This is a genomic window from Bosea vestrisii, from assembly GCF_030144325.1.
Classification (GTDB): domain Bacteria; phylum Pseudomonadota; class Alphaproteobacteria; order Rhizobiales; family Beijerinckiaceae; genus Allobosea; species Allobosea vestrisii_A.
On the sequence record NZ_CP126307.1, the window covers coordinates 4,150,743 to 4,176,353 of the forward strand.

The window sequence follows — 25,611 nt, forward strand, 5'->3', positions numbered from 1 at the left end:
GAAATGCATCGTGAGCGGATCTGCATCGGTCGACTTCTTCAGCAGCATCATGGCCCAGGATGCAGCCGGCGAGCGGGAGAGCCCGCTCGCACGCCTGCCCTCGGGCGAGCGCGCCGCCGCGGCACTGGAGTCCCGCCGAGAGGCGAGCGAGGAGCTGGTGCCGGAGGGGACGCCTGACTCCCTGCGCGCCGACACCGAGGAGACGCTGCGCCGATTGCGCCATCGCGAGCCGCTCGACCAGCAGCATCGCTTCGCGCTCGAAGCGATCATCATCCCCGACCGCCGGCCACCGATCCTGATCCGGGATGGCGACTACACCGTGCAGCACAAGGATTGGCTGCATCTCAATACGCCCGAGGCCAAGGCGCTGATCAAGCCAGCCATCGCCGCCGCCTGCCGTATCGAGCTGCCGGGCAGCGGCGTACCTTTCCTCGGCACCGGCTTTCTGGTCGGCGACGGCCTGCTGATGACCAATCGCCATGTCGCGGAGGCGTTCGTCGACGGTCTCGGCCGCATGAACGTCCGCCTGTCATCCGATGCCGAGCCTTTCGTCGACTTCCTGAAGGAGCACGGCAATCGGAAAAGGCAGGTCTTCGAAGTCACCGGCGTGGTGATGGTGCACCCCTATTGGGACATGGCCCTGCTCAAGCTCGGCGAGTTGCCTGCCGGTCACCCGCGCCTCAAGCTGACGCTGCAGCAGCCGGACGCGATGCTGGGACGCGACATCGTCGTCATCGGCTATCCCGCGCGCGACGAGGAGCGCAATGCCGCCCGGGTGCAGCGGCAGGTCTTCGGCGAAATCTACGACGTGAAGCGCCTGATGCCCGGCAAGATCGGTGGTGCGGGCGCCACGGCGAGCCAGGCGCGGCTGCTTTATCCCAGCTACGAGCAGGACGTCAGTGCCATGCTGCACAACGCCTCGACGCTGGGAGGCGCCTCCGGTTCCCTGGTCCTCGACCTGACGACAGGCGAGGTGCTGGGCCTGCATTTCGCCGGGGAATATCTGCGCTTCAACTGTGCGGTCCCTGCCGCCGAGCTGGCGGCGGATGCGCGCGTGGTCGATGCCGGCGTTGACTTCGCCGGCAAGACGCGTGGCGATCTTACCGCTTGGCGTACAGCCTGGAACCGTGTCGAGCGCGCCGCCGAACCTGCCGAGAACGACAAGGAAGATCGCATGCCCCCCAGCGATAGCGGCGTCCGTCCGACCATTCGTTCGGATGGCGGCGTCGTCCGCCTGACGGTGCCCCTCGAGATCGAGCTTCGCCTCGGCACGCCGAGTCTCGGCGCAGCCGGCATGGCGAGCACGGGCCCGGCCACCGACGATCACCGCCGAACCGATGACGCGACCTCGGCCGAAAAGGCCGTCGAGCCATTCCACGAGGAGGACTACGAAACCCGCACGGGCTACAGCGAGGATTTCCTTGGCGTCCCGCTGCCGATGCCGACGGTGAGCGATCTCTCCCAGGTCTCCAGGCTCGACGATGGCGACCACGTGCTCCGCTATCAGAACTTCTCGGTCGTGATGAACAAGGCGCGGCGTATGGCGCTCTTCACCGCGGCCAATGTCGACGGCACGGCGGCGGCCAAGCGACCCGACGACAGCAAGGCGACGACACGCGGAGCGCTGGGGGGCTCGGCGAAAGCGACACGGAGAAATGGTTCACCGATCCGCGCATCCCGGCGCTTCACCAGTTGCCTGACCGCTTCTTCACCAAGGACCGGCAGGCCTTCGACAAGGGCCATCTCGTCCGCCGGGAGGATGCCGCCTGGGGCCGCAGCTTCGCCGAGCTTCGCCGCGCCAATGGCGACACCTACCATGTGACCAACTGCTCGCCCCAGGTGGCAGGCTTCAATCGCTCGGCCAAGGCCCGGGACAATTGGGGCGCCCTCGAGAACTTCGTGGCCAAGGCGGTGAAGGGCGGCCGGGTCTCGCTGTTCTCCGGCCCGATCTTCGAGCGGAGCGACGATGTCTTCCACGGCGTCGACGATGACGGCCGGGTGCAGGTCAAGATCCCGAAGGCGTACTGGAAGGTGGTGGTCGAGGCCGAGGCCGACGCCCTGCTCGCCTATGCCTTCGTTCAGCAGCAGGACCTCTCCGGCGTGCGCTGGGAGGAGCGGCTTCAGGTTCCGGCGGCATTCAAGCCGTTCATGCTGCCTCTGGCCGAACTCGAGCGCAGGCTCGAGTTCGTGCTGTTCCCGCCCGAGCTTCACGAGGCAGATCAGTTCCACACCGCGCGCGGGAGCGACGTACGCGAAGCCGAAGGGCTGCCAGGCCGCGGCGCGCCCCGCAAGACTAGACGGCGCCGGACTCTCGAGCAACTCGCAGCGGGGCCAAAAACCTTCCGTGACCCGATCCTGTCGGTGTTTCAGTCCGCCACCGCGAAATTCGTCCGCGACCGGGCTGCAGCCGCAGCGGACGGCCCGCGTCCGTCGACCGAGGCGGTTCGTCGCGAGGGACTGGAAATACTGGATGCCGAGCACGCCTGCGAAGCGACACTGGGAGGTGGAGCAGCGTCAGGCGCACAATCGACCATGTCGTCCGGACAGGAGGGCCTGACGCGACGGGAGCACGCCTCGCATTGCTCGGCATTGCTGCTCGAACTCACCAAAGCCAAGGTGTTCGGCGATGAGGCGACGGCGAATGCCCTGCTGGATCAGGCCAAGACCGGGAAATGCGACCCGGCCTGGGCCGACACGGTCTATGAGCATGCGAAGGCCTATGGCGTTCTGAACGATCCCTCACGCCGGGTCTATGTCGTGCCGCGGCCGGACGACGCCCAAGTGATCCCGATGAATCCCGCAAGCCGGATCGCGATCTTCGGCGACTGGGGCACAGGGGCGGGTCCGGCACGGCTCGTGATGAGCAATATCCGCGAAAAGCGGCCGGACATCCTCCTGCATCTCGGCGACATCTACTATTCCGGCACGCCGGACGAGATGAAAGCGAACTTCGAGGACATCATCGCCGAAGCTTACCAGGGTGCCCGGCAGCGTCCCGCCATCTACACCTTGTGCGGCAATCACGACATGTATAGCGGCGGTCAGGGCTATCATGACCTCATCGCTCGTCTCAATGCCGGCAAGCTGCGGCAGAAGGCCAGCTGGTTCTGCCTGCGCGCCACCGACAATTCCTGGCAGATCCTCGCCATGGACAGCGGCCGCAACGACTACCACCCGCTGCTGCACCGCCAGACCTTCATCGAGGAAGCCGAGCAGCTATGGCTCGTCGAGCGGGTGAAAGACTTTCCCGGTCGCACGATCCTGGCCTCGCATCACCAGCTCTTCTCCGCCTTCGATGCACCGGGCGGCCCTCTGCCCTCCGGAGGCGCCGATCCTGTGAACCAGCGCCTCAAATCGGTGCTCGACAGACTCGTCGCGGCCGGTGGCAACGTCGTGGCCTGGTTCTGGGGCCATGAGCACAATCTCGGCGTCTACGAGCCTTATGCGGGGCTGGCGCGCGGTCGCTGCGTCGGTCACGGCGGCGTGCCCGTCTTCACCGACGAAGACCCTTACGAGCCTCTGGCCGAGCTCGTCGACCCGCCGGCGATCATCGCGGGCACGTGCATCGTGCCGGATGGCGAGTACTACGCCCACGGCTTCGCCGTCCTCGAACTCAGCGGCGAAACGGCCCAAGCGGAGTATTTCCAGAATGTCGGCGGCGTGCTGAAGCGGCACTATGCCGAGATGATTGCTTGAAGCTGCTGCTAGCGGCGAAGACAGACCAGATGGGGGCATGACGTTGGCGAACGCTGCGGAGCAGGACGACGGCAGGCGGAGTCGGTCCGGGCGCAGCCTGGGCCTTGCGGGATCGGCCGCTTTCCTCGTGTGCGGCACGAGCGCCGTTCTTGCGCAAGGCGCGGCGCAACCCGGCGTCGCCGATCAACTCGCGCCGTTGATCGTGCATCTCGGGCGGCTTCTCGTCGTGGCGACACTGCTGGAATGCGCCCTCGCGATCATTTTCCAATGGCGCATCTTTCGCATCCTGTTCGCCGAGAAAGCGGTGAAGGTTCCGCTCGCGGTGCTCGCCGCCCTGATCGTCGTCAATATGGTTTCCTATGATCCGTTCTACGCCATCCTGAAGGATGCGCAGGCCACGCAAGCGGCGCAGGGGAATTGGGTGACCTACCTGATGTCGGCGCTGGTCTTGGCGGGGGAACGGCCGGCGTGAATCGGCTCTTCCAGGCCTTGGGCCTTCGTGCCGTGGCAAGCGAGGTGCCGGCGCCTGCACCGCGGAACGACGGCGAAGCCTGGATCTCCGTTTCCGTCAACCGCCAGGATCGCAACTCCCGAGAAGCCGTCCATGTTCTCGTCGAACAACTGCCGGCCGGAGAACCGGCCGGCAGCGGGTTGGCCGCGGTGATCGATACCAAATCGCGTCGTCGCCTGGCCTGGGATGCTTTCCGGACCCGCTCAAACCGGTATCCGCCCAGCGGTGGCCATGTCGTTCGCTCGAACCAGCCTTACGTCATCTCGGTCAAGGCGGAGAAGGGAGACCCGGTGGTGCTGCATCGCGGCAGTTTCGCACCACGGGCCGTAGTAGACTTTGTCGTAACGATCTGAGGGTCGATAGGTCGGAAAGTCTCAAACTGCGAGCTCAGTGGTAGAGCAACGGGCAGTGCTGGTACTGCTCATCATGACCCTGACGTCTCGAGCTGAACTAGGGAAGGTCCGTTTTGCTCGTTGCGACCGAGGCAGGGCCTCCAAATGCAGCGAGGAATCGGGCCAACGTGCTGCATGTTCCCTCGATCAGGAGGCGCACTGGTTTGAGAACCAATGCGTCGTCTTCTACGGAGGCGAGCATCTGCGAACTATTCGCGTCGGCTGAACGCGTCACGATGACCGCGGCGGGTAGAAGCCGTTTCGTGACCGATGCCGGTCATAGGCCGAAAACAATGTTTTCGGCAACGATCCCCGCGCCACCGCTGCCGAGGGCGCTGATCGGGTTTTGCGAGATGGGGCCACGCTCATTCGCATAACAAACGGGTTTTCTTTCAAGGGTTAGCACGCTGCCGTACAGGCTCGATTTCGATCCTTTCGTTATCGGACTCTGTCTCCTTTCCGGCGGATCCACGGAGTCTGCTTGTGGCGCAAGGGCGCCTCATATCCTCCAAGCCGCGGTGCGTCCCGGCTCGACCGCGTCGGCAACCTGATAACCACTGTCGCGGCCGAGGATGTTGACGCCTTTGCCGTCCGGCGAGACCGGACGCCATGCTCCCGAGATGTCGGATGAGGGCACGCCGGTGTGAGCGAAGCGGGCCCAACTCGCCAGCATCAGCTCGGACAGTTTGGCCTCGGCCTGCCCGGCTCCCACTTTGGCGCTGAAGAACGGGTGTCGATAGGTGCCGAAGACGAACGGGATCTCGGCCGTATGCGGCACGCCGCGCGCCGGTGGCGCGAGGGGACGATCGAATTCGTAGAGATAGGCGGAGTGCTCAGCCCGCGCATGGCGCCTGGCGGCCTCGAGTGCACGCAGGCGAAAGACGATGTCGCCATAGGCGGCGATCCAAGAGCTTTTCAGAGCATCGCCCTCGGCCGGCGTCGCGGTGGAACGATAGGCCTCGACGATCTCAGCCACCGGCAGATGCGCGGCCTCTGGGCGATAAATCGCGATCAGGTCGCGGATCATCGCCTGCAACTCGGCCTCCGTCTGCGGCGACTTCAGCCCGCCCACAGCCTTGCCGTCGGGATTGACCAGGTCGTACCAGAACACGCCTTCGTCGCGCGTGGTGCCGATCAGCGCGGGGACGGCCGGCAATTGCCCGTCACGTGGCCAGGCCGTCAGCACCTTGCCATCGAGCACAGGCAGAATCGGCGGGCGTCCGAGCGAGCGCACCATGGCAGGATCGCGCGCCAGCTGAAGCTCGGCGTCGTGAAGCTGCTGGGCGGGAAGCTCACGCAGGCCGGCGATGCTGGTGCCGAGCCGCTTCGCCAGCGCCTCCGCATAAGCAGCGGCGGTGTCGAGTTCAGGAAAGCCCGGGGCGCCGTGCAGCGAGCCGCTCTGGATGATGACCTTGTCGAACAGCCCGGCATTGCCAGGGTTCTGGGCGATCGTCGCGACGCTCTGCCCGCCGGCCGACTGGCCGAAGATCGTCACCCGCGCCGGATCGCCGCCGAAGGCGGCGATGTTGTCCTTCACCCAGCGCAGCGCCGCGATCTGGTCCTGATGCCCCCAATTCGCTAGGGTGCCCGAACCCTCGTCCTTGAGCTCCGGATGCGCCAGCCATCCCAGAGCGCCGAGCCGGTAATTTACCGTCACCACGACGACGTCGCCGCGCGCGGCCAGTGCTGCGCCGTTCGTGCCGGCGACGAGACCATGGCCGGTGCGCCAGGCGCCGCCATGGAGCCAGACCATCACCGGCCGCTTGCCTCGAGTCGAGGGCGTCCAGACGTTGAGGAAAAGGCAGTCTTCCGATTGCGGGTCGGCGCCGTCGTAGAGCCAGGCGGCCGCGCCCGCCAAGGTCTGGATCGAGGCTGCGCCCGGCTTGCTCGCATCGCGTATACCGGCCCAGGGCGCGGCCGGTTGCGGCGCACGGTAGCGTAGCGGCCCGACGGCGGCGGCGGCGTAGGGGATGCCGAAGAAGGCAACGGCGCTGTCTTGCACGAAGCCCTGCAGTTTGCCGCTCGCGGTCTCGACCACCGGCACGTTCTGCGCCAGCGCGGCGGCGGCGAGCGTGCTCGACAGGCCTACGAGAACAGTCCTTCGATCGGTCAGAAACATCGCCAGATCCCTCCCTGCAGGCTGACAAATATTTTAAGCTTAAAATATTCCGGTAGGCAAGCGGGGTCCAAGGCTCGCATCACGGGTCAGAGCATGCTCGATTTCGTCCACGCGGACGTAGGCGGCGGAACGCTTGGCCGCCAACGCCTTTCCAATGGTCGTCTTGCCCGCGCCGGGCAGTCCGCTGAGGACGACGAGCACGTTACCTCCCAAGGCTCTGCTGCGTCCGCTTGTAGGAGGAGAGCACGGTGGTTGTGAACGGCCGCTTGGGGTCGCCTTCGGTCATCCTGCCGCCGCGCTTCCAAAGTCCGCTTTCCGACAAAGAGCCAGAGTCCGGGTGTGGCGCTTCGGGGCTGTTGATCAGCTTATGCTGATGTCAATTTCCCTTCCGGCTGTGGATTGGATCCGTCACAAGAGAAAAAGTATCCACCGAGCAGTTTCGAATTTAAACGTGATGATTTTAATATATGCGGGATAGGTATTTTGCAGAATTGCCGATTTCTATCCGGCGGGTGCATAATTTTCATGAACGGACCTATTAATCCTTAACGCGAGCAAGGGAGCAAGCCCGTTGTTTTTGCTGGGGCGTTAACCACACACAAGGAATGAAGGGCGCTGTTCTTCATCCCTCGCGGTGAACGCATGCGTATTGGAAGCCTGCTCACGAGGCTTGGTTCCCCCGAGGCCGGGGAGAGGAAGATGTGCGCCCCGATGCCGATCCCGTGGCGCATCCCGATCTGAAGTGCAGTTGCCTCGTGGTAGGATGGCAAGTGTGGTAACGTCCAAGCCACCTTCCTGGTCGAAGTGCCGCTGGGCGCTCGGGGCGCAAATGACTGAGAAACTTCGACACCGAGGCGCGGTTAAGAATCTCAATCCGGAAGAAGCCAGCCGAGTAATCCTCTCCATCATCGAGCCTCGATTTGCCTCAGCAGCAGCCTACGCTTGGTTTCGATCGGAACCTCTAAAGGGTCTTTCGGGCCTGACGGCGGTGCAGCTTATTGCCGAGGGCCGCGCCGAGGCAGTCCTTGAATATGTGGAGGCTATTGACGCGGGTATCCACGCTTAGGGCGTTCCGCGCTCAGCGGAATCCATATGCCGCCGGACAGATGTCCGCTTTCGCAATAGCTGACACCGGAAACGTCTGCCTCCGGTAGTCCGTTCGGTTGACAGGCTGAACGCAGTCTGCCCCCCACGGCCGGTAGAAAGGGTCGCTTGCGTGCAAAGTGCGCTAGCGCCTATTCGCGAAGCCGTCCCTTTCTCGTCTCCACGCGCACAACAACAGCGAGCTAACTTAGGGTATCGCAATCCAAAGGCGAAAAACGTTTGGGGACAACTCGCGGCTGCTCTTTCAGTCCGCACGTTGCGAGTGCCAAGCTAGGTTGTCGCTGAGGAAGGCTCGAACCGAACAGAGCTCGCTGGCAAACTTAGCAACAACGTTGTCTGTCTGCTGGGGGCGAGCACGTGTGGGCTGATACGGATACCGACGTAGACTACCTCAATTACTCCGAGGTTGCCGAGCTCGTGGCCGAGATGGTGGGTAACGAGCGGATGTTGCCCCTATCGCTGGGTGTATTCGGTACTTGGGGCACGGGAAAGTCTTCGATCCTCCGGCTGGTGCAGGCGGGCCTTGCGAAGAATGCTGATAACTACATTTTCGTCGAGTTCGACGCGTGGCTCTACCAGGATTTCGACGATGCCAGGGCCGCTCTCATGGCCGTCATCGCTAAGGTCCTGCTCGACGCTGCACCGGAAGATTTGCAAGCGAAGGCGAAGAGCTTCTACGGCCGCGTAAACAAGCTCCGCCTGCTGGGACTGGCCGCAGAAGGAGGGGCAGCGCTTTTCGGAATGCCGACGTTTGGGGCGCTGAATAGAGGTATCCAAAGTGTCGGCGATTATTTCTCCGGTGAGGCGGACGAGGACGACGCCAAGGCACTGAAGGAAGCAGCAACGGAGGTTACTTCTCGAACGAAGGGGTTGCTGGCTCCTGAAACCAAGCGCAGTCCTCCCGAGGAGATCACGGCGTTCCGCGATGAGTTCAAGGACATCTTGAAGGGGCTCGGCAAAACACTGGTTGTCGTCATCGACAATATCGACCGATGCACTCCGCCGAACGCCATTCACACGCTTGAGGCCATCAGGCTTTTCCTGTTTCTACCGAGAACAGCGTTCATCATTGCCGCCGACGAGGACATGGTCCGCCACGCGGTGTCGACTCACTTTCGCAACCCGTCCGAACGGCTAATTCAAGACTACCTCGATAAACTGATCCAGGTTCCTGTCCGTGTTCCTAGACTAGGAGTACAGGAGATACGGGCCTACATGCTTCTGCTCTTCGCAGAGGCGGCCAAAGTGAGCGACAAATCGCTTGAGACACTGAGGGCGTTCCTAGTGGATCGGCTCCAAAACGCATGGAAGCCGAATTCCGATTTCGGGGTCGACGACGTCATCGAGTTGCTGAAGCTGCCTGATCCAACGGCGCTTAGAAATAGCCTAGACTTGGCGGATCGGATGGCCCCGCTGTTGGCCTACTCCACCAATATCAAAGGCAATCCGCGCATCATCAAACGCATGATGAACGTAGTGCGCATGCGTGCGTCGATCGCTGGGAAGCGGGGCATGCCGATCGACGAAGCGATCATCGCTAAACTGGTTCTGTTCGAGCGCTGTACCGCTGCAGCCGCAGTTGACGCCCTCCATGACGCAATCAACACGGCGATGGGCAAGCCGGAGTTCTTCGTCCGATTGGAAGCCTCCGATGCCCCCGCCACCGAGATCGAGGCCGCTTGCCCCGACGCCATGCGGCCGCATCTTTCCTTCATCCGCGAATGGGGCGCGCTCGAACCGCCGCTTGCCGGAGTGGATCTCCGGCCAGCTGTCTATCTTGCGCGCGAGACTGTTCCGCTTCGTAGTCTCGCAGCATCGCTGTCGCCGGCGGCACTGAAGGCCGTCGATGTCCTTCGCGACGTCAGGACATCGAGCTCCCCAGCTGCTCGGGATGCTCTCGCGTCAATCGATATGTCTGAACGCGTGCCAGTTATGGAGGCGCTTGTTCGCGATATGCGGAGAAACCCCGATTGGACGCGTTCGCGCAACGATTTTCGAGGTGCGATCCTGTTGGCGGATGAAGGGCCTGACGCGGCTGCCGTTTTTGTCCGGTTCGTTAGATCGCTTGATCTGCCAAGGCGGCCGCCGTGGATGGCGACGCTACTGAACGGCAAATCGTGGGCTGGCGCGTAGGGAGATCGCGGTGGGGACCTCTTCTTCCAGCAGGGGCCCGAGCGGCCGATCACCTCTTGTCCCTTCTTGGGCCGATGCCAATCCAGGGGTGCCACTGCCGGCGCCGGATGGGCAGCGTTTTCGGACCTTCCGCACCGAATTCGGGCGATACGCTAGCGGAGATGGCGGCTCACTCCGAACGGCGCTCGGCCATTATGCACGCACGGCTACAGGCGGCCAACGCGTTGGGCCAAGACGTTTCGGGTCGGCCTATCAAGCCGGCGGAAGTCTTTTTGGGGCCCTCGGTGACCTTGCCGCGGGGGGCAATGCCACTGAGTTCGCCGGTGTCGACCTGGCTGGTCTTGCCGGGCGAACGCTCACTTTCGCAGTGCAAGAGATAGCCCGCGCTCTGGCTCCCCAGAACGCTGATGCTGATCGAATCCAAGTGGCGATTCAGGAGGCTGTCGCTGAGGTTCTGCCCGATGTTGCCATATTTGATCCAGCGATCCTGACGCCCGACAACATCATCGCTATCATGGTCGAATTCCTCACGCGCATTCTGTTCCAGCAGGTTGTCGAGGACGCCGGATCTGCCTGGAACAAGGCACCCTCCGATGCTCGCACAGCACAAGCTGAAGGCGAACTGTTCGATCTCATCCAGATCGCGATCGATCGCCATCTCGGTCCGCGGCTCGCCGCAGCAGGCGGCCAATTGCCCAGAGCCGAAGTCGAGCGTCTCCAGCGCAGTGCGATGGATGACGTGTGGCGGGATTGGGAGAATTTCGCATGACTCGCGTGATCTGCCACGCTGGCCCGGAGGATGTGCCAAAGAGCCGCTTTGACCGGGATGTCCACGTGGTTCTCTACGGCCGCGGACACATGCCAGACGGTGTCGCGCGTTTGGGCGCGGGGGTGATGGATGCGGTCAGCCGCCTAGGGTTCGCTCTTCAAAGTGAGGCTTTCGACTTCCTCACAATCGCGATGGCGGTGACGGCCGCCGATACCTTCATCCTTCGCGAGGAAGCCGAGGATCGCTGGAGCCGTGGTCTGGAGCTCACGATCCCATTGAGCAATCCGGGTCCTTGGATCGCTGTGCGTGCACGATTGGAAGAAGCGCTACGGTTCCTTAGCGGCGATGCGTGGAGTCTGGAATTTCGGTCAGAAGGCCCGCGGCGCCCTTTGCAGTCCGCGATTGATAGGAGGCGGTGGCGCATAGATCTGACGCGCTCCGACAGTGCCTGCTTGTTCTCAGGCGGCCTCGACAGCTATGTCGGCGTCCTTGACCTCTTGGCCGGTGGTGGCCGCCCGGCCCTGGTGAGCCATTCATACAGGGGCGATCGCAGGTATCAGAACCTAACGGCGCAAGCCTTGCCGGTCGTTTGTGCGAGATTTTCGGCTAATGCCCATCCGACGTGGACTGGAAACTCCGAGGTCTCCATGCGGACCCGAAGCTTCAATTTCCTCGCATATGGCGCTGCGGTGGGGACGGCCATCTCGCAGATCCGAAGTGGGCGCCGGGTTGATTTGTGGGTGCCTGAGAATGGGCTGATCGCGCTGAATGCGCCATTGACTGCGCGACGGATTGGCTCGCACAGCACGCGAACGACACACCCTCATTTCTTGCAGTCGATGCAAGGCATCTTCGACGCCGTCGGCCTGCCAGTTCGGATTGAAAATCCGCTGCGCCATCAGACCAAGGGCGAAATGCTCCGGCGGCACGCAACCGATCCCAGGTTCGCCGCCCAGGCGGTTCGCACCGTATCCTGTGGCAAATGGAAACGAGACAACACGCAGTGCGGGCGCTGCGTGCCTTGCCTCATTCGCAGGGCGTCTTTCCACGCAGCTGGGATTGCCGACAACACCGGCTATCGCTGCGAATTGCTAGCAACTGTCATGGCCGATAGTGGCCAACGCGACGACCTGGCATCTGTCCGTTACGCGGTAAGGAAGGCTCCAACCGCCGACATAGAGCGATGGGTTCTGCAGGCAGGTCCGCTACCTGAGAACGCTGTAGAGAGGGACGGGTGTATCGATGTTTTCGGTCGTGGTATCGAGGAACTGCGAACTTTTCTCCATGCCAGCGGGTTACCGTGATCGATTTCCATTGCCACCTAGACCTCTATCCAGATCCTCAGGCGGTCGTGCGGGAAGCAGATAAGGCTGGAATCTACGTTCTGTCCGTTACCACCACACCTAAGGCATGGCGCGGCACTTCTGCGTTAGCCAAGGGCTGCGCCAGGATTCGGACTGCTCTGGGTCTCCATCCGCAACTTGCTCACCAGCGCCACCAGGAGCTTGCATTGTTTGAAGGGCTGTTGCCCGAAACCCATTACGTTGGAGAGATCGGCTTGGATGGCGCTCCGGGGTTTCGGGAGCACGCGACAACGCAGCGGCGGGTATTCGAGGCAGTGCTTGCGATGTCGGCGAAACAAGGTGGGAAGGTTCTCTCCATTCACAGCCGCCGAACTGCCGACGAGGTGCTCGACAGCCTCCGTCGTCAGCCAGACGCTGGAATTCCAATCTTGCACTGGTTCTCCGGCACTAAAGCGCAGTTGCTAAAGGCAATTGATCAAGGTTGCTGGTTCTCGGTCGGACAGCCCATGACACGCTCAGCCAGCGGGAGGACGCTACTGAAGTACATGCCGCAGGACCGAATCCTGACGGAAACCGACGGACCGTTCACGGAGCACCGAGGCCGTCCCTTACAGCCAGGGGATACGGTCGCCATGACAGCCGCACTCGCAGAAATGTGGGGAACGACCGAAAAGATGGTTTCCGATCGCCTTTTGGATAATCTCCGCCGACTATCAGGTTCCCTCCCAAAGGTCGCGGAAAGCTCCTCTCACGCTGCCTAGGTTTTGGTCGGTCGCGTCGTTCAATGCACTGGGAGCGCCGTTTGACAGCCTGTGGCCTGTCCTTGTCCTCCGGCTCCGGTCGAAGCGAAATCCTGCAAGGAAAGAGCTGGCGCAACTTCACGACGCGAAGGAATCGTTGCAGGGATTAGGAGCTAATCATTTTGGTGCCCTGGTATTATGAGCGAGCTCCCTTTCGAACAGTGGTACGCGATCGTAGCAGAGCAGCTGCCGGGGTTGTTTCAGTCGGTAAGCGCCGGCAATGTGACGGCCGTGGAAGTTGTCAGCCTGTGGCACCTCCTGAAGCTTGCTCCTTCCGGAATTCGCGGCTCGTACCTCCGAGTGCCCGAGAGCGAGATTGTCGCGGCCGCTGAAAGCTTTTCGAGCTCGGGCTCATCGCATCCTGTAATCGACGGTCAAACGAGCGATCTGGACGCATGTCGTGTTCTCGGAGGGATCCTTCGGGCTGCAGAAACGCAATACCTGGAGCATGAGACCGGCCCATCGGTCGACCCGGCGGATTGGGCGGTGCAGGTCCTTGAGTAAGCTATTATCTGATCCCGATCCCTCGGAAATCAGGCAAGGCGCCCCCTGAAGATCTGACGGAGGACAAGCGCCCGTTCGAGCGCCGCGGCCTCAAGTACATGCGAGCGCTCCGGTGCGATGCGGGCGGACATCCTGTCGAGCTTGTCGACCATCGCGAGATCGGTTCAGGCTCGGACCCTCTCGCGTTCAGCGCGACGGCATTCGCCACCGTCGACTTCAAGGAGCGCGACAACGTTCGGCCAGGGCATTTTCTCGTATCAGCAGTACGTGGGCCAACCGAAGAAATCGTCCGACAGCACCTCGGCCAGTCGGGAGAGGGCAAGAGTTTCGCCCATGTGTTTCCGGAATTGACGATTGACCATTCGATGAGAGGGATCATCGCCGATGAGCTGCTCGCGTTGGAAGCGGGGGCCGGCCGCGGCCCCGTGATCGTCGTCGGTGGCTCTTTCCACGATGAGGTCGGCACGGGTTTTGCGAACCGCGGTGTGGTTTATTCCCGTGTCGGGAAGGAGCTCTTCGATTTTCAGAAAGTCGTGGCCTATTTCGACAAGAGCAAGCAATGCGAGGATATCGTCGCCAGCCGCAGCATAAAGGTGATGGTGACCGCAATCGGGCTAATTGCGTTCCCGATCTGCAAAGATCTTTGCCATTCCTACGACACCCCTTTCAGCCAGCTTGATGTCGATTTCCTGCTCACGCCGTCCTGCGGCGACGACGTCACGATGAGCGAGCATAAGGGTGCCGCAGCGCGGCTTCACGATCGATTTGGCTGCCGCTCGTTTGTGGCTCAGCAAAGCTACCCGAAACGTTCTGACGATGTGATCGGATTCGTGCTGCCCGCAACGAGCACCGTTCGAAAGCTAGCTGATAGCGCTACGTTCATTCAGGAACCTTTCAGCATTTGTGCTGTTTCGTGATTTGCATAAGTGCGAAATGGTGCTTAAGTCCGAATGCTGAAATGAGCTGAAACAAATTGAGGCTATCAAAATGTTAGATAGCGAAATTGCCAACAGGATGCGGGAGCTCGCGATTGGTGAGATCAGCGCCGTAGAGGCAAAGTCGATGATGTCCGATTTCTTCGGCCGCGCGCCTGAGCTCGCAGCCCGCAAGACATATCCTGCGCTCCAGGAGGTTGCGTGGCGCTTCATCCGGTCGCGGTCCGCTCCGGAGGATATCGACGAGTGGCTCGGTGTTTTCCGGTTTTGCGAGCAGCTATTGGACAGGCATGAGCTCCCGGCTTCAGCTCGCCAAATCGAAGCCCTCGGTGACATAGTCGCGAGGACAGCCCGCTACGCTGAGCTGCAGCCGCCTGACAGCGTGCTAAGCCGTCGACATGTTGTGCCACTTCTGGAGAAGCTCCGGCGCGAAGGCGGTCGCCTGCCACGAAAGGACTTGAAGCGGCATCTGGAGGTCGAGGAGGCGAACCTCTCGCGCCTTATCGCCTTGCTTGAGGCTGGCAGGCTTGTCGTGCGCAAAGTCGCGGGGCGCGAGGCGATGATCGAGCTCACCCCTGAGGGCCTCCGCAGCATTCCAGCGCCTCAGGCCGTTCCCGATGTCTATGCTGAAATCGGACTGTTGTTGAACGACGCAAAGGGTGCGGCTGTTTCCGTGCGGACCGCAAAGGAAGAGTTGTTCGCTACATCTGGTTTCGAGGACACAGTGGGTTTGCCAGCTGCCGCGGCTGCGACACTGTTGTCCGAAAGCGGATCGAGCGGTTGGTTGGATTTGCAGACAGCAGAGCACAGATGGGCTCGCTGCGTAAGCTTGCCCACCACCGGAGATAAGTCAGCAGCCCTTTGGGTCGATATCAGCGATCTGAAGGAGACGGTGGATCGCGCACATCAGCGCATTGATGGTCTCGAAGCAGAGTTGGCTAGCGTTCGCGCCAGTAAGGAAGCCATCCTTGCTCGGCAAGCGAGGCTCAAAGCTTATAGGAATGCCGTTGAGCGCAGGTTGGAGGCGCGGATTTCGGGCGCTAAGAGGAGCGCGGCTCTAGCCTATCCCGGAACGCTCGCATCCCAGAACACCGACCTACTGCACGAGCTGGGCGAGATCCAGTCCGTGGTGTTCGCTGCTGCGCCTTTGACTAGCCCGGAACAAGTTATGGAGCCGGTCAGCGCATACGCGGTTTTTGACGAGGTGGTGAAGCTCGCGAGTTTCTTTTCAGAAGACGAGCTGAAGGCCTCTGCATCCGAGTTGCCATCCGACTTGCCCATAGCGTCCGAGCCGGTCCTGGACACTTTCCGAAATTGCGCGGCCCGCGGAGTGCGGTTTCGCGAACTAAAATTGTCCGGCAAGAACGATGGCGTAGTCTTCGCTGCTTATGCGGATCTGGATTTTGACCCGGCCTCGATGACCGTTGGAAGTGGCCAAACCGTTCCAGGCTTCCATATTGAGAAAACGGTCCAAGACGGTGCCTATGGTATTCAGATATACACTCCCATCTCAGGGGCTATCACACGGAAGATCGCGTAGCGAAGCTTCGTCGCTAATGCGGACCGGTCGAATCTCGCCAGCAGCCGTCAGCTGCCGTTCATAATGTGAGTCATTGCGGTGAGCCGTGCCTACTATGCCCAACGAAAAGGGAAGATCTCGGGCCAATTCGATTTCCTCACTTTGAGGCAGTTGGCCGGATCCGTCTTTCATAAGCTGAAGCAAGACGGATTTTTCGACGAGAGCTTCGGATTCTATTGCGTCGATGCGGGGTCTGTTCCTGGCAAGCTGGGACAGGACGTGGAGTTCACCGTGCATCTCAGGCTTGGGAAGCCCGATCTGTGGCCTTTCGTTGAGAGGGTATACGACTACGACGAAGATGACCTCTTCAGCGTGATGGAGTTCCTGTACGACCATGTTTCCAAGCCCATAAAGGGCCAGATGCACGACTTCGGCAATTGCGGGATGCACTGGGACGAGTTCGACGTCGAAGTGGGTCGAAAAGCGTTTCGCGAGCAGGTTAATTTGCTCCTCGCGAGATATGGAGATGGGTACGAACTCTCATCGGACGGCGAGATACTGGAGTTGGGTCCCGCAGGCGTGGCACCTCTCCTTAAGGCCGATATTCCGATTGCCGATGGCCATGTGCACGCCCGATTGCAGTCAGCGATCACGAAATTTCGCGAGCGGAAATCCACGCCGGACGATCGGCGAGATGTCATCAGAGACCTCGCGGACGTACTCGAATATCTGCGGCCTCAGCTCAAAAAGGTCCTGACCAAAAAGGACGAGGCGGACTTGTTCCAGATCGCGAACGAGTTCGGCATCAGGCATCACAATCCGTCGCAGAAGACCAACTACGATCCCAACGTCTGGCTGAGCTGGATGTTCTATTACTATCTGGCCACCATTCATGCGGGCATTCGTCTGGTCGAAAAGGCAGAAGCAAATGCGCCGGCAGACTAGGGGTGTTTCATCTTGGGCGAATTCACCGTCCCTAAGGACACGCCACGTCGGTGACGGCTTGAGAAAGGTAGGTCGGCTGTCGGGGTAGTCGCATTCGCCCGTATTGAGATCGAAGCCGCTCTCTGGCTGACACCGGGAATGTCGAGGCTAGCAGCTCATTTGAGCGCGGCGGACGCCTACTAATCGATGGCGCTTGCACCGTGGCGAGAAGCAGAACAACATCGCCGAACATCATTCGTACGATTGCCAATAGCCAAGAATCAATCGGCACGACAATCGGTTCAATGACAGCGGGTCTAGGGGGTACGTTCTCAGTCTACGTTCGCTGGCGGCTGTGTTCACATTTTTTGCAGTCTCGCCGGCTTGCGGGTTGCAGGTCCCGGAGAAGGATCCGCTAACCACCAACGACATTCCGGCCTTCGTGCCTCTCGATAGGCTGCGCCCTCTCTTCGGCGGCACAACAGGGCAAGCGCCGTCCCGGGTCCGTGAACTAACGGCAACTGCTTAAACGATTGGATTTTCGTGTTTTTTGTGCGCGAGTTCGCACCTCTGGCCGAATAAAGACCTCGAGATTTGCCCAGCCAGTCCATGACGACCGCAGGCTATGGGAGCGTCGCGGCATCGAATGACAATTTGTTTCTTGAGACGCGACCTCTATAATCTCATGAGGCGCGTGCACTCACCCGCATCAGCGAGCTGCGGCGTATGCGGTATGCACTGAAGCTGAGCAACGCTGGCGAGCAGTCGCCAGCGCCTCACTTGCCTTATCGGACAAACAGTCCCTTGAGCCAGTTCCAGAAGCGGATGAACCATCCGTCCTTGGCGTACATGGCATCGTAATACGCCTTGCGACGCGCTTCCTCAGCCTGGCGACCGGCCATAATTCGCTCGGGCGTCCAGGTGCCGCACCATATGATCTCTCCCCGTCGATGACGTAATGAGACTTGCAGGCTTGCTGCCAGTTGCCGACGGAAGGCCACAGGCTTGGACCGCTGGCGGTTTCCTTCAAGCTCCACTCTGTCTCGCCGAGCGGCGTGCGGATCTTGGCACCGCAGCCGCACGCGCAGAGATGCGCCACCGCGCCATATTTCTCGGAGACGTAGAGGACTCCAGGCTCAAGCTGCTTGGGCATAAACTCAACGCGCTGAAGAGTGATGTTTTCAAGCTTCATTGAGTTCTGACCGCGTTGCAATTTTGCCATCAGCGAGATCGAACAGAAAATGAAAGTCCGGCGTCTTCTCGACGTAGAACCCTTTCAGTCGCTTAAACTTCATGACCGCCATCGCCGCATTCAAGGCGTTCAACTCGCCGATCTGGATGTTCACCCGGTATTCCTCGTTCTGCCGGTCGGTCAGCTCTGCGAGGTCCTTTGCTCTCACTGCTGCCGCGGTCTCGGGCGCGTAATAGGTTGCCCGCATCATACCAGAGAGCGCACCGTGCTTGCGGTTTAGCCCCATGCCCACGTCGATGAATGGGATGTCGAGCGCGATCAGCAAGTCAAAGATGCCCGCGCGAGAACTGCCCTTGTCCACGCAGACGAAGGCGAAGGTGACGCCCTCGAAGTCGGCGGCACTGGACGCATCAATGAACTTCGCTTCCAGCTTCAGACCATGACGGAGATTGTAGTACCGGGCCTGATACATATCGGCCTTCGACAGGTTGAACTCGTTATGCTCGAACCGCCCTGGCGAGCGGAAGGCGTTGTGAACGTGAAACGGATCGCGGTCGAAACCGCGGATCTCTTTAACAGGCGTCTTGGCCAGAAAGTCGAGCGTGTAAGCTCCGGTGCCGCCCAAGCCGATGATTGCCACGACCTCGCCGTGAAACTTCGCGGACAATCCGGTGATTTCCGCACGGCTGGTCATGGTGTCGTGGATCTTGAATATGGCGTCCTCGGCAGCCTTTTCGACGGCCCGGTACGTCAGCGGCTCCTTTCGGCCGGGATACATCGCCATCGCGGGACCGGAAATGATCCCGACATAGCTCTCGATCTTGTCGAAGAAATTATCAAACCCGACCAGCTGACCGTTCACGCGCGGCTTGTTTGAGAAGCTGCGCTGCACGACCACATCAGATGCCTCCGCACTCAGCGTCAGAGTCGTCGGCCCGCCCGCGAGATTGCCGATCTGACCGCCATCCATGTTGTAGGGATGAGAGCCTGCGAAGAAGATCTGATGATCGTCCTGGCGGACGTGCTCATTGTCGGTGAACACCAACTTGGTGACGATGGCGCCAAGTTGGTACGCACGGTTCGTGTCGAGATAGGGGACATCGCGAACGATCAGATACTCGCTGTCGAAACCGACCGCGTACCCCTTCTCGACCAGACGACGGATATCGTCGTTATGACTGACCAGTTTCTGAAACACTGAAGATCATCCCATCTTTGACACGCACCGTCTCACCCTTGGCCAGAACGCCCTCGGGCCGATTGTTGGGGCCGTTGGTGTATTTCACCGAATAGGTGATCTCCGGATGCTGGGCGTAGTTGGGCACCTCCAGCGTGACGACTTCGTCGTAGCTGATCTTGTTCTTCGTCCAGCTATGCGGCGTGCCCTCGACGATGATGGTCACGCTCGCCTTGGCCGGACGGGTCTTGAGCTTCTCGACACCGTCACCGGCCAGACGCACATCTTCGTCATCATCAATGACCTTGTCGGGCTGGTCTTCGCGTTCCAGCAGCAGCTCGGTATCGGCGTTGTCTTTAGCGATCAGCTGCTTGATGTAGCGGCCCTTGAGCGTCTTGAGCGGCCAGACCATGCTCAGGCCATCGACGAAGAAGCGATGCGTGCCATCACCGCGGATCACGAAGAAGCGGTTCCCCCTCTTCAGATCGGCAAGCTCAGTCGGCCGCAGTTCTTCAAGCTCGAGATTGGCGAGCTGATGAAGCACTACGAACTCGGTGATCGGATGCGCCCCGTACGCTTCCGCAATCTGCCCGCCCGTGACCTTGCGGTCGTCGAACGAGAAGATGCGGAAGTTGAAAGACTCATCGGCGATCTGCGCCGCAGTCAGGTTCTGATTCCCGGAGATCAGCTCCGGCGCGTCTGCAATGCTCATTTTGTAATCTCCTTGTCGTTAGTGCTCTTCGTTGCGCAGCGAACCGCCTCGGCGATCGGTCATCGATTTCGTCCTTTGAACTGAATGCAGGCCAGGATCAGCCCGCCGGCTGAATGGAGGACCGCACCGGATGGTGCGGCCGCGTGGTGATCATCCCTTCGGGGGAAGGGATCGTTGCCATAGGAGTTCGCGTCCCGGATACGGCCGTCGGGACGATGGATGATCGCTTCGCCCCGCTCCCGAATGGCCGTACCGCGTGCCGCTTCGTTCGCCTGAGCCTGGGTGTCGTGGACCGTGCCGGCCCGCGACGTCCCTTCGCGTCTGGTTGCCCACCCGTTCTCGTGGGGGACGACGTGAATGCGCTTTGACAAGTTCTTAGTCCTTCTGCTCGCCGCAGCCAGGCCCTCGCCCAGCCGACGCATATAGGGTTCCCGAGAACCACATTGGTGTCAATAAAAACATTACAATGTTTGTATTACAATCATTTGTTTGCGAGTTTGACACAGCAACCCGACTGATCCAAACATCAAATATGTCGAATGATCCGCGGTACACCGCCTTCGGAGAAGCCATGGCTCTGCGACGCGAGCAACTGAAGATGACCCAGGCGCAGCTGGCGTCACGGGTCGGGCTTTCACGGGCCTCGATTGCAAACATTGAGCGTGGTCGGCAAAACGTGCTCTTGCATCATGCCTGCGACATAGCCTCAGCCCTTGGCTTGTCGCAGGTCGGCGACCTCCTTCCAGTCGAGTCCAAACCGTCCCTGGAGGATCAAGTTCTTGCGCTTTCAGAAGCGGTCAGCCCGAAGGCGAAAGCGCAGATCAGCGACCTTATCGCGACCGCCGTCGCCACTGCCAAAGCAAAGTCGTGAGTGTCGTCGAAGCCCGCGCCGCCGCGCGTACGATCATCGCCGAGTTTCCGGTTCGCGCAGCGCCCGTTCCTGTCGAACGGATCGTGAAGGCTCGGGGTATCGTCTTGCAGTACGCGCCGCTCGCAGACGAGCTCTCCGGCATGGCTTATATCCGTGACGGAGTGCGGATAATCGGGGTGAACGCTCTCCATCACCCCAACCGGCAGCGGTTTACCATCGCGCATGAACTCGCCCATCACGAACTTCACCCCGAGCAACTGCGGGAAGAAGTTCATCTCGACAAGGCCTTCCGCGTAATGATGCGGGATGACGTCGCTGCTCAGGGCGTCGATTTGTGGGAGATCGAGGCCAATGCCTTCGCAGCCGAGCTCCTCATGCCGCATGCGTTTTTAAAGGACGTCGTCGATCCGGTCGGGCTAGACCTTGACGACGATGAACGGCTCGAATCGCTGGCTCGTAAGTTTCGGGTGAGCACGTCGGCACTGCGCTACCGACTGGGCGTACGTGGGTAAACCCGATGACCGGCTTCGTCTTCTTCGACACCGAGACGACGGGGCTCCGGAAAGGTTTCGACCAGATTGTGCATTTTGCGGCCATCCGCACTGATCACGAGTTGAATGAGATCGATCGTTTCGAGGCGCGGTCGCGGCTGCAGCCGCACGTCGTTCCCCATCCGAAGGCTCTGCTGACCAACGGCTTGCCAATCGCCGCGCTGCTAGACCCGAACCTGCCCTCCCACTACGCGATGACATGCGCGATAGCGCGTAAGATCGCGGAGTGGTCGCCAGCGATTTTCGTGGGCTACAACTCCATCGCATTTGACGAGGAAATGCTGCGCCACGGCTTCTTTCAGTCGCTCCACGACCCCTACCCGACGAGCCGTCCCGGCAATGGACGGGCTGACGCTCTCGCTCTCGCGCTTGCGGCCTTTGCCCTCCCGCCGCACTGTCTCGCGGCACCAGAAGGCATAGGCGGGCGCCGAAGCTTCAAGCTCGCGGATATCGCGCCCGCCAATGGGCTCCACCATACCAGCGCGCACAACGCTCTCGCAGATGTAGAAGTCACGCTGGAGCTGTGCCGTCTCGTTCGCGCCAAGGCCGACGACGTCTGGCAGCGCTTTCAACGGTTCTCCAACAAGTCGGTCGTCTCTCAGTTCGTCGAGACAGAAGACGGCTTCGTCCTGACCGAATTCTTTGGCGGCGGGCAGGCGGTCCATCGACCCGTCGTTCTGATCGGTCGGCCGCCCGGCAATCCCAATGGTCGTTTCTGCTTGGACCTTTCCATTGATCCCGATCGCTTGGGGTCGATGTCGGACGAGGAGATGATTGTGGAGATTTGCCGGAAAGGGACACCGGTGCGCCGGCTTGCAGTCAACGGCGGCCCCGCGCTGACGGAGCTGTGGGCGGCACCGGAGGAACTCTTGGGAGGCCTGGATCTCGATACGGCCGAAAATCGCGCCCGTCGCGTAAAGAGCGATCCCAATCTTTGTGCGCGGATCGTCGCCGTCTACACGGGATCGTGGAGTGAACGTGAGCCATCACCGCTACCCGAGCTGCGGCTTTACGACGGCTTCCCCTGCGACGCCGACAAACAGCGGATGCAGGCCTTCCACGAAGCGTCGCGTCAGGAACGGCTCGAAATCATTGCGCGCTTTGAAGACCCGCGCCTCGCGGTCTTCGGGCGCCGCCTCCTTCACGCCGAACATCGCGGCAGTCTTTCGGAAACTGAAAGACGGCAAGCCGATCTGGACCTCGCCGATCGCCTTCTTGATGACCGTGGCGGCCCGCTGACACTCCCCGAAGCGGTGAAGGAGATCGACGCTATCGCAGCAACCGATCAACATATGACTTCAGCATTGTTGAATGACTATCGCCGTTGGCTTGTCTCGAAAATCGAGCGCGTGGAAAGATTTCGGACAGCCCCAAGTGATTGCGTCTAAGCCAAGCGTCGGAGAGAGACGAAAGCTCCGCGGCCTGAATTCCATAGCCTGGCTACGGCAAAGGACCTTTTTGGCACCCGGCTTCTCCCCGGCTCGCGGTATCGGCGATCAAGTGGTCAGTCTGCTCATTCAAAGAGCAAGGCACATAGGAGGGTGCGCCCAGCCACGCGCGCAATCCCGATAGCCGCAATGGCGACTTCCTTTGGATCGAGCCACAAAGGCGACCGGTCGGAAGCGCTGAATCTGTGCGCAAAACAGAAGCGGCATGATGTCGTGCCCTGTTCGTTCTACCTTGGCGTTGTTTAGCGGGAAACCAGCGCTACGCCCTTATAATGGAATGCTGGTCCCAGCTTGTCAGCGTGATCGGACATTCGAGGATTGTATTTGATCGTCGGCGCGCGCGATCATCCGGCAGACCTCCGCCGGGCACGCCTCGAATGAATTTGCTGTATTTCTCCGCCTTTCGCGCCGTCATGCTCACCGGCACGGTCAGCGCTGCGGCCGAACTCCTCGGTCGCAGCCAGCCCGCCGTCAGCCGCCTGCTCGACAAACTCGAAGGCGAGCTCGGCGTCACGCTGTTCGAGCGGCGGCGCGGCCTGGTCACCCCGACTTCGGTGGCGCAGCTCCTGCTCGACGAGATCGAGCGGGCCTATGTTTCGCTGGATGCCTTGAAAAGCTTCGCTGCCCGGGTGGCGGAAGGCGAGAACAGTCGGATCGACTTGGCCATCATCCCGGCACTCGCCTCGGGGTTCGTCCCTCGGCTGCTCGGAACGTTCCGCAGCGATTGGCCCAACACCAAGATCCTTCTGAACGTGACGCTGTCCGCGAAGATCGAGGATTGGGCCGCTTCGCAGCAAATCGATTTCGGCCTCGCCGAGACGCCGTTCCGCCGATCCGGCTTCCGCATCGATACTTTCAGCGACACCCCCTACATCGCGGCGGTTCCGGCCGGTCATCCGCTTGCCGACAAGGCCCGCATCGGGCCGGCGGACCTCGTCGACGTCCCTTTCATCTCCTGGGCGTCGCTGACCTCGGCCGGGCAGCTGGTCGCGCAGGCTTTCCGCTCGTGCGGCGTGAAATACGATGCGGCCTACGAGACGACCGTTTCGTCGATGGCCTACGAGATGGTCAAGAACGGCGTCGGCATCGGTTTGATCGACCCCTACACGGCGGTGGGCGAGCTCGACGAGCGCGTTCGGCTGATCCCTTTCGCTCCCGCCATCCCATGCAACGTCGCTCTGCTTCGACCGGAATCGCGGCCGGCGAATCGCGCCGTCGATGCGTTGCTGGATCTCATGGCCACCGAGCGCGACCGGCTGATGAAGCTGTTGCCACGGTAACAGTACGTCGGTGGTCAGCTTGCCGCGCCAGCCGCCTCCGGTATGCGGTTTTTGTATAACGATCGCCGATCATTCTATTTTGAACATTTCAAATTAGACGATTTACTCCCGTCAGTGTCTCAACGACCGCAACTGCGACGGGGCCATGACGCCGAGCCGAGCCGAGCACGAACTATTCGATGTCGTCGTCGTCGGGGGCGGCATCAACGGCACGAGCGCGGCTCGGGAACTTGCCCTGTCCGGCTATCGGGTCCTGCTGGCGGAGAAGGCGGATCTCGCGAACGGAGCGTCCAGCCGTTCATCCCGCATCCTTCACTGCGGGCTGCGCTATTTCGAGACCGAGCACCCCGTCAGGACATTCGTACGCTCCCCGGACGGTTCTTAGGCGCCATCGCGATGGCGAAGGCCGCCATGCAGGCGCGCGAGGAACTGGTTCGCTTGCAGCCGGAGCGTTGCAAACCCTTCACGATGTGCTTTCCGCTTTATCGGGGCGACGACATCCGCGGCTGGCATCTGGACATGGGGTTCGCGCTTCTGAAGCGCCTCGGTCCGCAAAACCCTCCGCTCGGCTATCGGCGATTGGCCGCCGATATCGACCGGGAATTGCCCTTCGCCACAGACCTGCGCGATCGACCTCGCTTGAACTCGATCGCGACCTATCGCGAGTACATGATCGACTGGCCGGACCGGATCTGCGTCGACTACGCATTGGAAGCGGAACGGAACGGCGCAGACATCAGACTGTTCACGCGGGCGACGCTTCAGCAGCGTTCGCCGGACGGCGAATGGACCGTCGGGCTTGCCGACGAGTCAGGCAAGGTCGAGCAGGTCGGCGCCAAAGTGGTGCTGAATTTGGCTGGCACCTGGATCGACGCGCTCCTTCTCCCCGGGCAGGCGCCGAACGCTCCGCTCGTTCGCGGAACGAAGGGAGCGCACATCGTCGTGCGACTGCCGGATCGCTACCGGGGCTTCGGCGTCGCGACGCTCCATCGCGGCGGCATGCCGTTCTATTGCCTGCCTCTCGAGGACGATCGCTTCTTTTTCGGGCCGACCGAGACTCCTTATGACGGGGATGCGGACGACGCCCATCCCTCGGACCAGGAGGTCGATTTCCTGCTTGGCGAGGCCAACCATCTCTTGCCGGGGCTGAAGCTGCAGCGCCGGGACGTCGAGTTCAGCTGGGCCGGGGTTCGGCCCCTGACCTACGACCCCGGCGAGCCGATGGGACGCCGCATGCGTGAGATCCACGATCTGCGCGATCATGGAATGCCAGGCGTGCTCGCGATGACGGCGGGGCCGGTGATGAGCCACAGGAGCGCCGGCCGGGAACTGCGGGATGCGGTCGCGAGCCTGATCCCGCCGTCTCGCCGGCGCGGCGCGGCGGCGAGCATTCCCGAGAATGTCGTGGCCGGGCATGTCACCCGATCCGACGATCGGAAGGAAGCATACCGATCGGCCGTGCTGTCGGAGCATGCCCGGGATCTGCGCGGCATTCTGTACACGCGCACGGGGCTCGCATGGGGGCGCCATCTCGACCGCGACGCCGTCGAGCATGCAGCGAACAGCGTTGCCGACTTGCTGAACTGGGGGCCCGAACAGGTCGCCGGGCGGGTGGAGGAGTTCCTCGAACATCAACGACGAGCCTTCCCGAACGGGAATGCTGCCTGAAG

At 61.4% G+C, this 25,611-nt stretch carries 21 protein-coding genes and 2 pseudogenes; 18 read left to right on the forward strand and 5 right to left on the reverse strand.

Annotated elements, in window-relative coordinates; all coding sequences use genetic code 11:
• Positions 1–49: 49 nt before the first annotated feature.
• The 4 genes and pseudogenes from QO058_RS20440 to QO058_RS20455 all read left to right on the forward strand — a co-directional run.
• Positions 50–973, forward strand: a pseudogene (locus QO058_RS20440) (S1 family peptidase); the annotation flags it as partial.
• Positions 974–1,692: 719 nt separating this feature from the next.
• Positions 1,693–3,696: a DNA/RNA non-specific endonuclease gene (locus tag QO058_RS20445; RefSeq protein WP_284168086.1), complete on the forward strand. Its 2,004-nt coding sequence runs from the start codon at positions 1,693–1,695 to the stop codon at positions 3,694–3,696.
• Positions 3,697–3,733: 37 nt separating this feature from the next.
• Positions 3,734–4,168: a hypothetical protein gene (locus QO058_RS20450; RefSeq protein ID WP_284168087.1), complete on the forward strand. Its 435-nt coding sequence runs from the start codon at positions 3,734–3,736 to the stop codon at positions 4,166–4,168.
• Positions 4,165–4,560, forward strand: coding sequence for a hypothetical protein (locus QO058_RS20455; RefSeq protein ID WP_284168088.1), 396 nt, complete (start codon positions 4,165–4,167; stop codon positions 4,558–4,560). The genes QO058_RS20450 and QO058_RS20455 overlap by 4 nt, the downstream gene beginning before the upstream one ends.
• Positions 4,561–5,098: 538 nt before the next feature.
• Here the strand turns inward: QO058_RS20455 and QO058_RS20460 are convergent.
• Positions 5,099–6,718, reverse strand: coding sequence for a carboxylesterase/lipase family protein (locus tag QO058_RS20460; RefSeq protein WP_284168089.1), 1,620 nt, complete (start codon positions 6,716–6,718; stop codon positions 5,099–5,101).
• 895 nt (positions 6,719–7,613) lie between these two features.
• Here QO058_RS20460 and QO058_RS20465 point away from each other — a divergent pair.
• From QO058_RS20465 to QO058_RS20500, 8 genes and pseudogenes are all read left to right on the forward strand, one after another.
• Positions 7,614–7,784, forward strand: a pseudogene (locus QO058_RS20465) (antitoxin Xre/MbcA/ParS toxin-binding domain-containing protein); the annotation flags it as partial.
• Between the two features lie 395 nt (positions 7,785–8,179).
• A complete protein-coding gene (locus QO058_RS20470; RefSeq protein ID WP_284168092.1) occupies positions 8,180–9,955 on the forward strand; it encodes a KAP family P-loop NTPase fold protein in 1,776 nt (591 codons plus the stop codon).
• A gap of 424 nt (positions 9,956–10,379) precedes the next feature.
• Entirely contained in the window at positions 10,380–10,724 is a 345-nt protein-coding gene (locus tag QO058_RS20475; RefSeq protein ID WP_284168093.1) for a hypothetical protein, read from the forward strand.
• On the forward strand, positions 10,721–12,028 hold the full coding sequence (gene qatC, locus QO058_RS20480) for a Qat anti-phage system QueC-like protein QatC (protein WP_284168094.1): 1,308 nt from the start codon (positions 10,721–10,723) through the stop codon (positions 12,026–12,028). Before QO058_RS20475 ends, qatC begins: the two co-directional genes overlap by 4 nt.
• Positions 12,025–12,789, forward strand: coding sequence for a Qat anti-phage system TatD family nuclease QatD (qatD, locus tag QO058_RS20485; protein ID WP_284168095.1), 765 nt, complete (start codon positions 12,025–12,027; stop codon positions 12,787–12,789). The genes qatC and qatD overlap by 4 nt, the downstream gene beginning before the upstream one ends.
• Positions 12,790–13,430: 641 nt before the next feature.
• The gene (locus QO058_RS20490) at positions 13,431–14,249 is read left to right on the forward strand and encodes a hypothetical protein (protein ID WP_284168096.1); all 819 of its coding nucleotides are present in this window, start codon (positions 13,431–13,433) and stop codon (positions 14,247–14,249) included.
• A gap of 70 nt (positions 14,250–14,319) precedes the next feature.
• Positions 14,320–15,807, forward strand: coding sequence for a helix-turn-helix transcriptional regulator (locus QO058_RS20495; protein WP_284168097.1), 1,488 nt, complete (start codon positions 14,320–14,322; stop codon positions 15,805–15,807).
• A gap of 78 nt (positions 15,808–15,885) precedes the next feature.
• On the forward strand, positions 15,886–16,731 hold the full coding sequence (locus QO058_RS20500; protein WP_284168098.1) for a hypothetical protein: 846 nt from the start codon (positions 15,886–15,888) through the stop codon (positions 16,729–16,731).
• A gap of 688 nt (positions 16,732–17,419) precedes the next feature.
• On the opposite strand, the gene QO058_RS20505 is transcribed toward QO058_RS20500, so the two are convergent.
• From QO058_RS20505 to QO058_RS31505, 4 genes are read right to left on the reverse strand one after another with little or no spacing between them, the layout of a single operon-like run.
• Positions 17,420–17,932 (reverse strand): ubiquitination-like system serine protease family protein, encoded by a 513-nt coding sequence (locus QO058_RS20505; protein ID WP_347975462.1) that lies wholly within the window; start codon positions 17,930–17,932, stop codon positions 17,420–17,422.
• Positions 17,892–19,100, reverse strand: a complete 1,209-nt coding sequence (locus tag QO058_RS20510) for a ThiF family adenylyltransferase (RefSeq protein ID WP_284168099.1) — start codon at positions 19,098–19,100, stop codon at positions 17,892–17,894. The genes QO058_RS20505 and QO058_RS20510 overlap by 41 nt, the downstream gene beginning before the upstream one ends.
• Entirely contained in the window at positions 19,075–19,791 is a 717-nt protein-coding gene (locus tag QO058_RS20515) for a multiubiquitin domain-containing protein (protein WP_284168100.1), read from the reverse strand. The genes QO058_RS20510 and QO058_RS20515 overlap by 26 nt, the downstream gene beginning before the upstream one ends.
• 59 nt (positions 19,792–19,850) lie before the next feature.
• Positions 19,851–20,213, reverse strand: a complete 363-nt coding sequence (locus tag QO058_RS31505; RefSeq protein WP_432211959.1) for a DUF2188 domain-containing protein — start codon at positions 20,211–20,213, stop codon at positions 19,851–19,853.
• Between the two features lie 110 nt (positions 20,214–20,323).
• Between QO058_RS31505 and QO058_RS20525 the strand changes: the two genes are divergently transcribed.
• The 6 genes from QO058_RS20525 (at position 20,324) to QO058_RS20550 (ending at position 25,609) form a co-directional block, all read left to right on the forward strand.
• Positions 20,324–20,662: a helix-turn-helix transcriptional regulator gene (locus tag QO058_RS20525; RefSeq protein ID WP_284168101.1), complete on the forward strand. Its 339-nt coding sequence runs from the start codon at positions 20,324–20,326 to the stop codon at positions 20,660–20,662.
• The gene (locus tag QO058_RS20530; protein WP_284168102.1) at positions 20,659–21,174 is read left to right on the forward strand and encodes an ImmA/IrrE family metallo-endopeptidase; all 516 of its coding nucleotides are present in this window, start codon (positions 20,659–20,661) and stop codon (positions 21,172–21,174) included. The genes QO058_RS20525 and QO058_RS20530 overlap by 4 nt, the downstream gene beginning before the upstream one ends.
• A 5-nt stretch (positions 21,175–21,179) precedes the next feature.
• Positions 21,180–22,601, forward strand: coding sequence for an exonuclease domain-containing protein (locus QO058_RS20535; protein ID WP_284168103.1), 1,422 nt, complete (start codon positions 21,180–21,182; stop codon positions 22,599–22,601).
• A gap of 437 nt (positions 22,602–23,038) precedes the next feature.
• Positions 23,039–23,941 carry a LysR substrate-binding domain-containing protein gene (locus QO058_RS20540; RefSeq protein WP_284168104.1) on the forward strand — a complete coding sequence of 301 codons (903 nt, stop codon included), beginning with the start codon at positions 23,039–23,041 and terminating at the stop codon, positions 23,939–23,941.
• A 145-nt stretch (positions 23,942–24,086) separates the two neighbouring features.
• The gene (locus tag QO058_RS20545) at positions 24,087–24,326 is read left to right on the forward strand and encodes an FAD-dependent oxidoreductase (RefSeq protein WP_284168105.1); all 240 of its coding nucleotides are present in this window, start codon (positions 24,087–24,089) and stop codon (positions 24,324–24,326) included.
• A gap of 11 nt (positions 24,327–24,337) precedes the next feature.
• Positions 24,338–25,609 carry an FAD-dependent oxidoreductase gene (locus QO058_RS20550; RefSeq protein WP_284168106.1) on the forward strand — a complete coding sequence of 424 codons (1,272 nt, stop codon included), beginning with the start codon at positions 24,338–24,340 and terminating at the stop codon, positions 25,607–25,609.
• Positions 25,610–25,611: the final 2 nt, after the last annotated feature.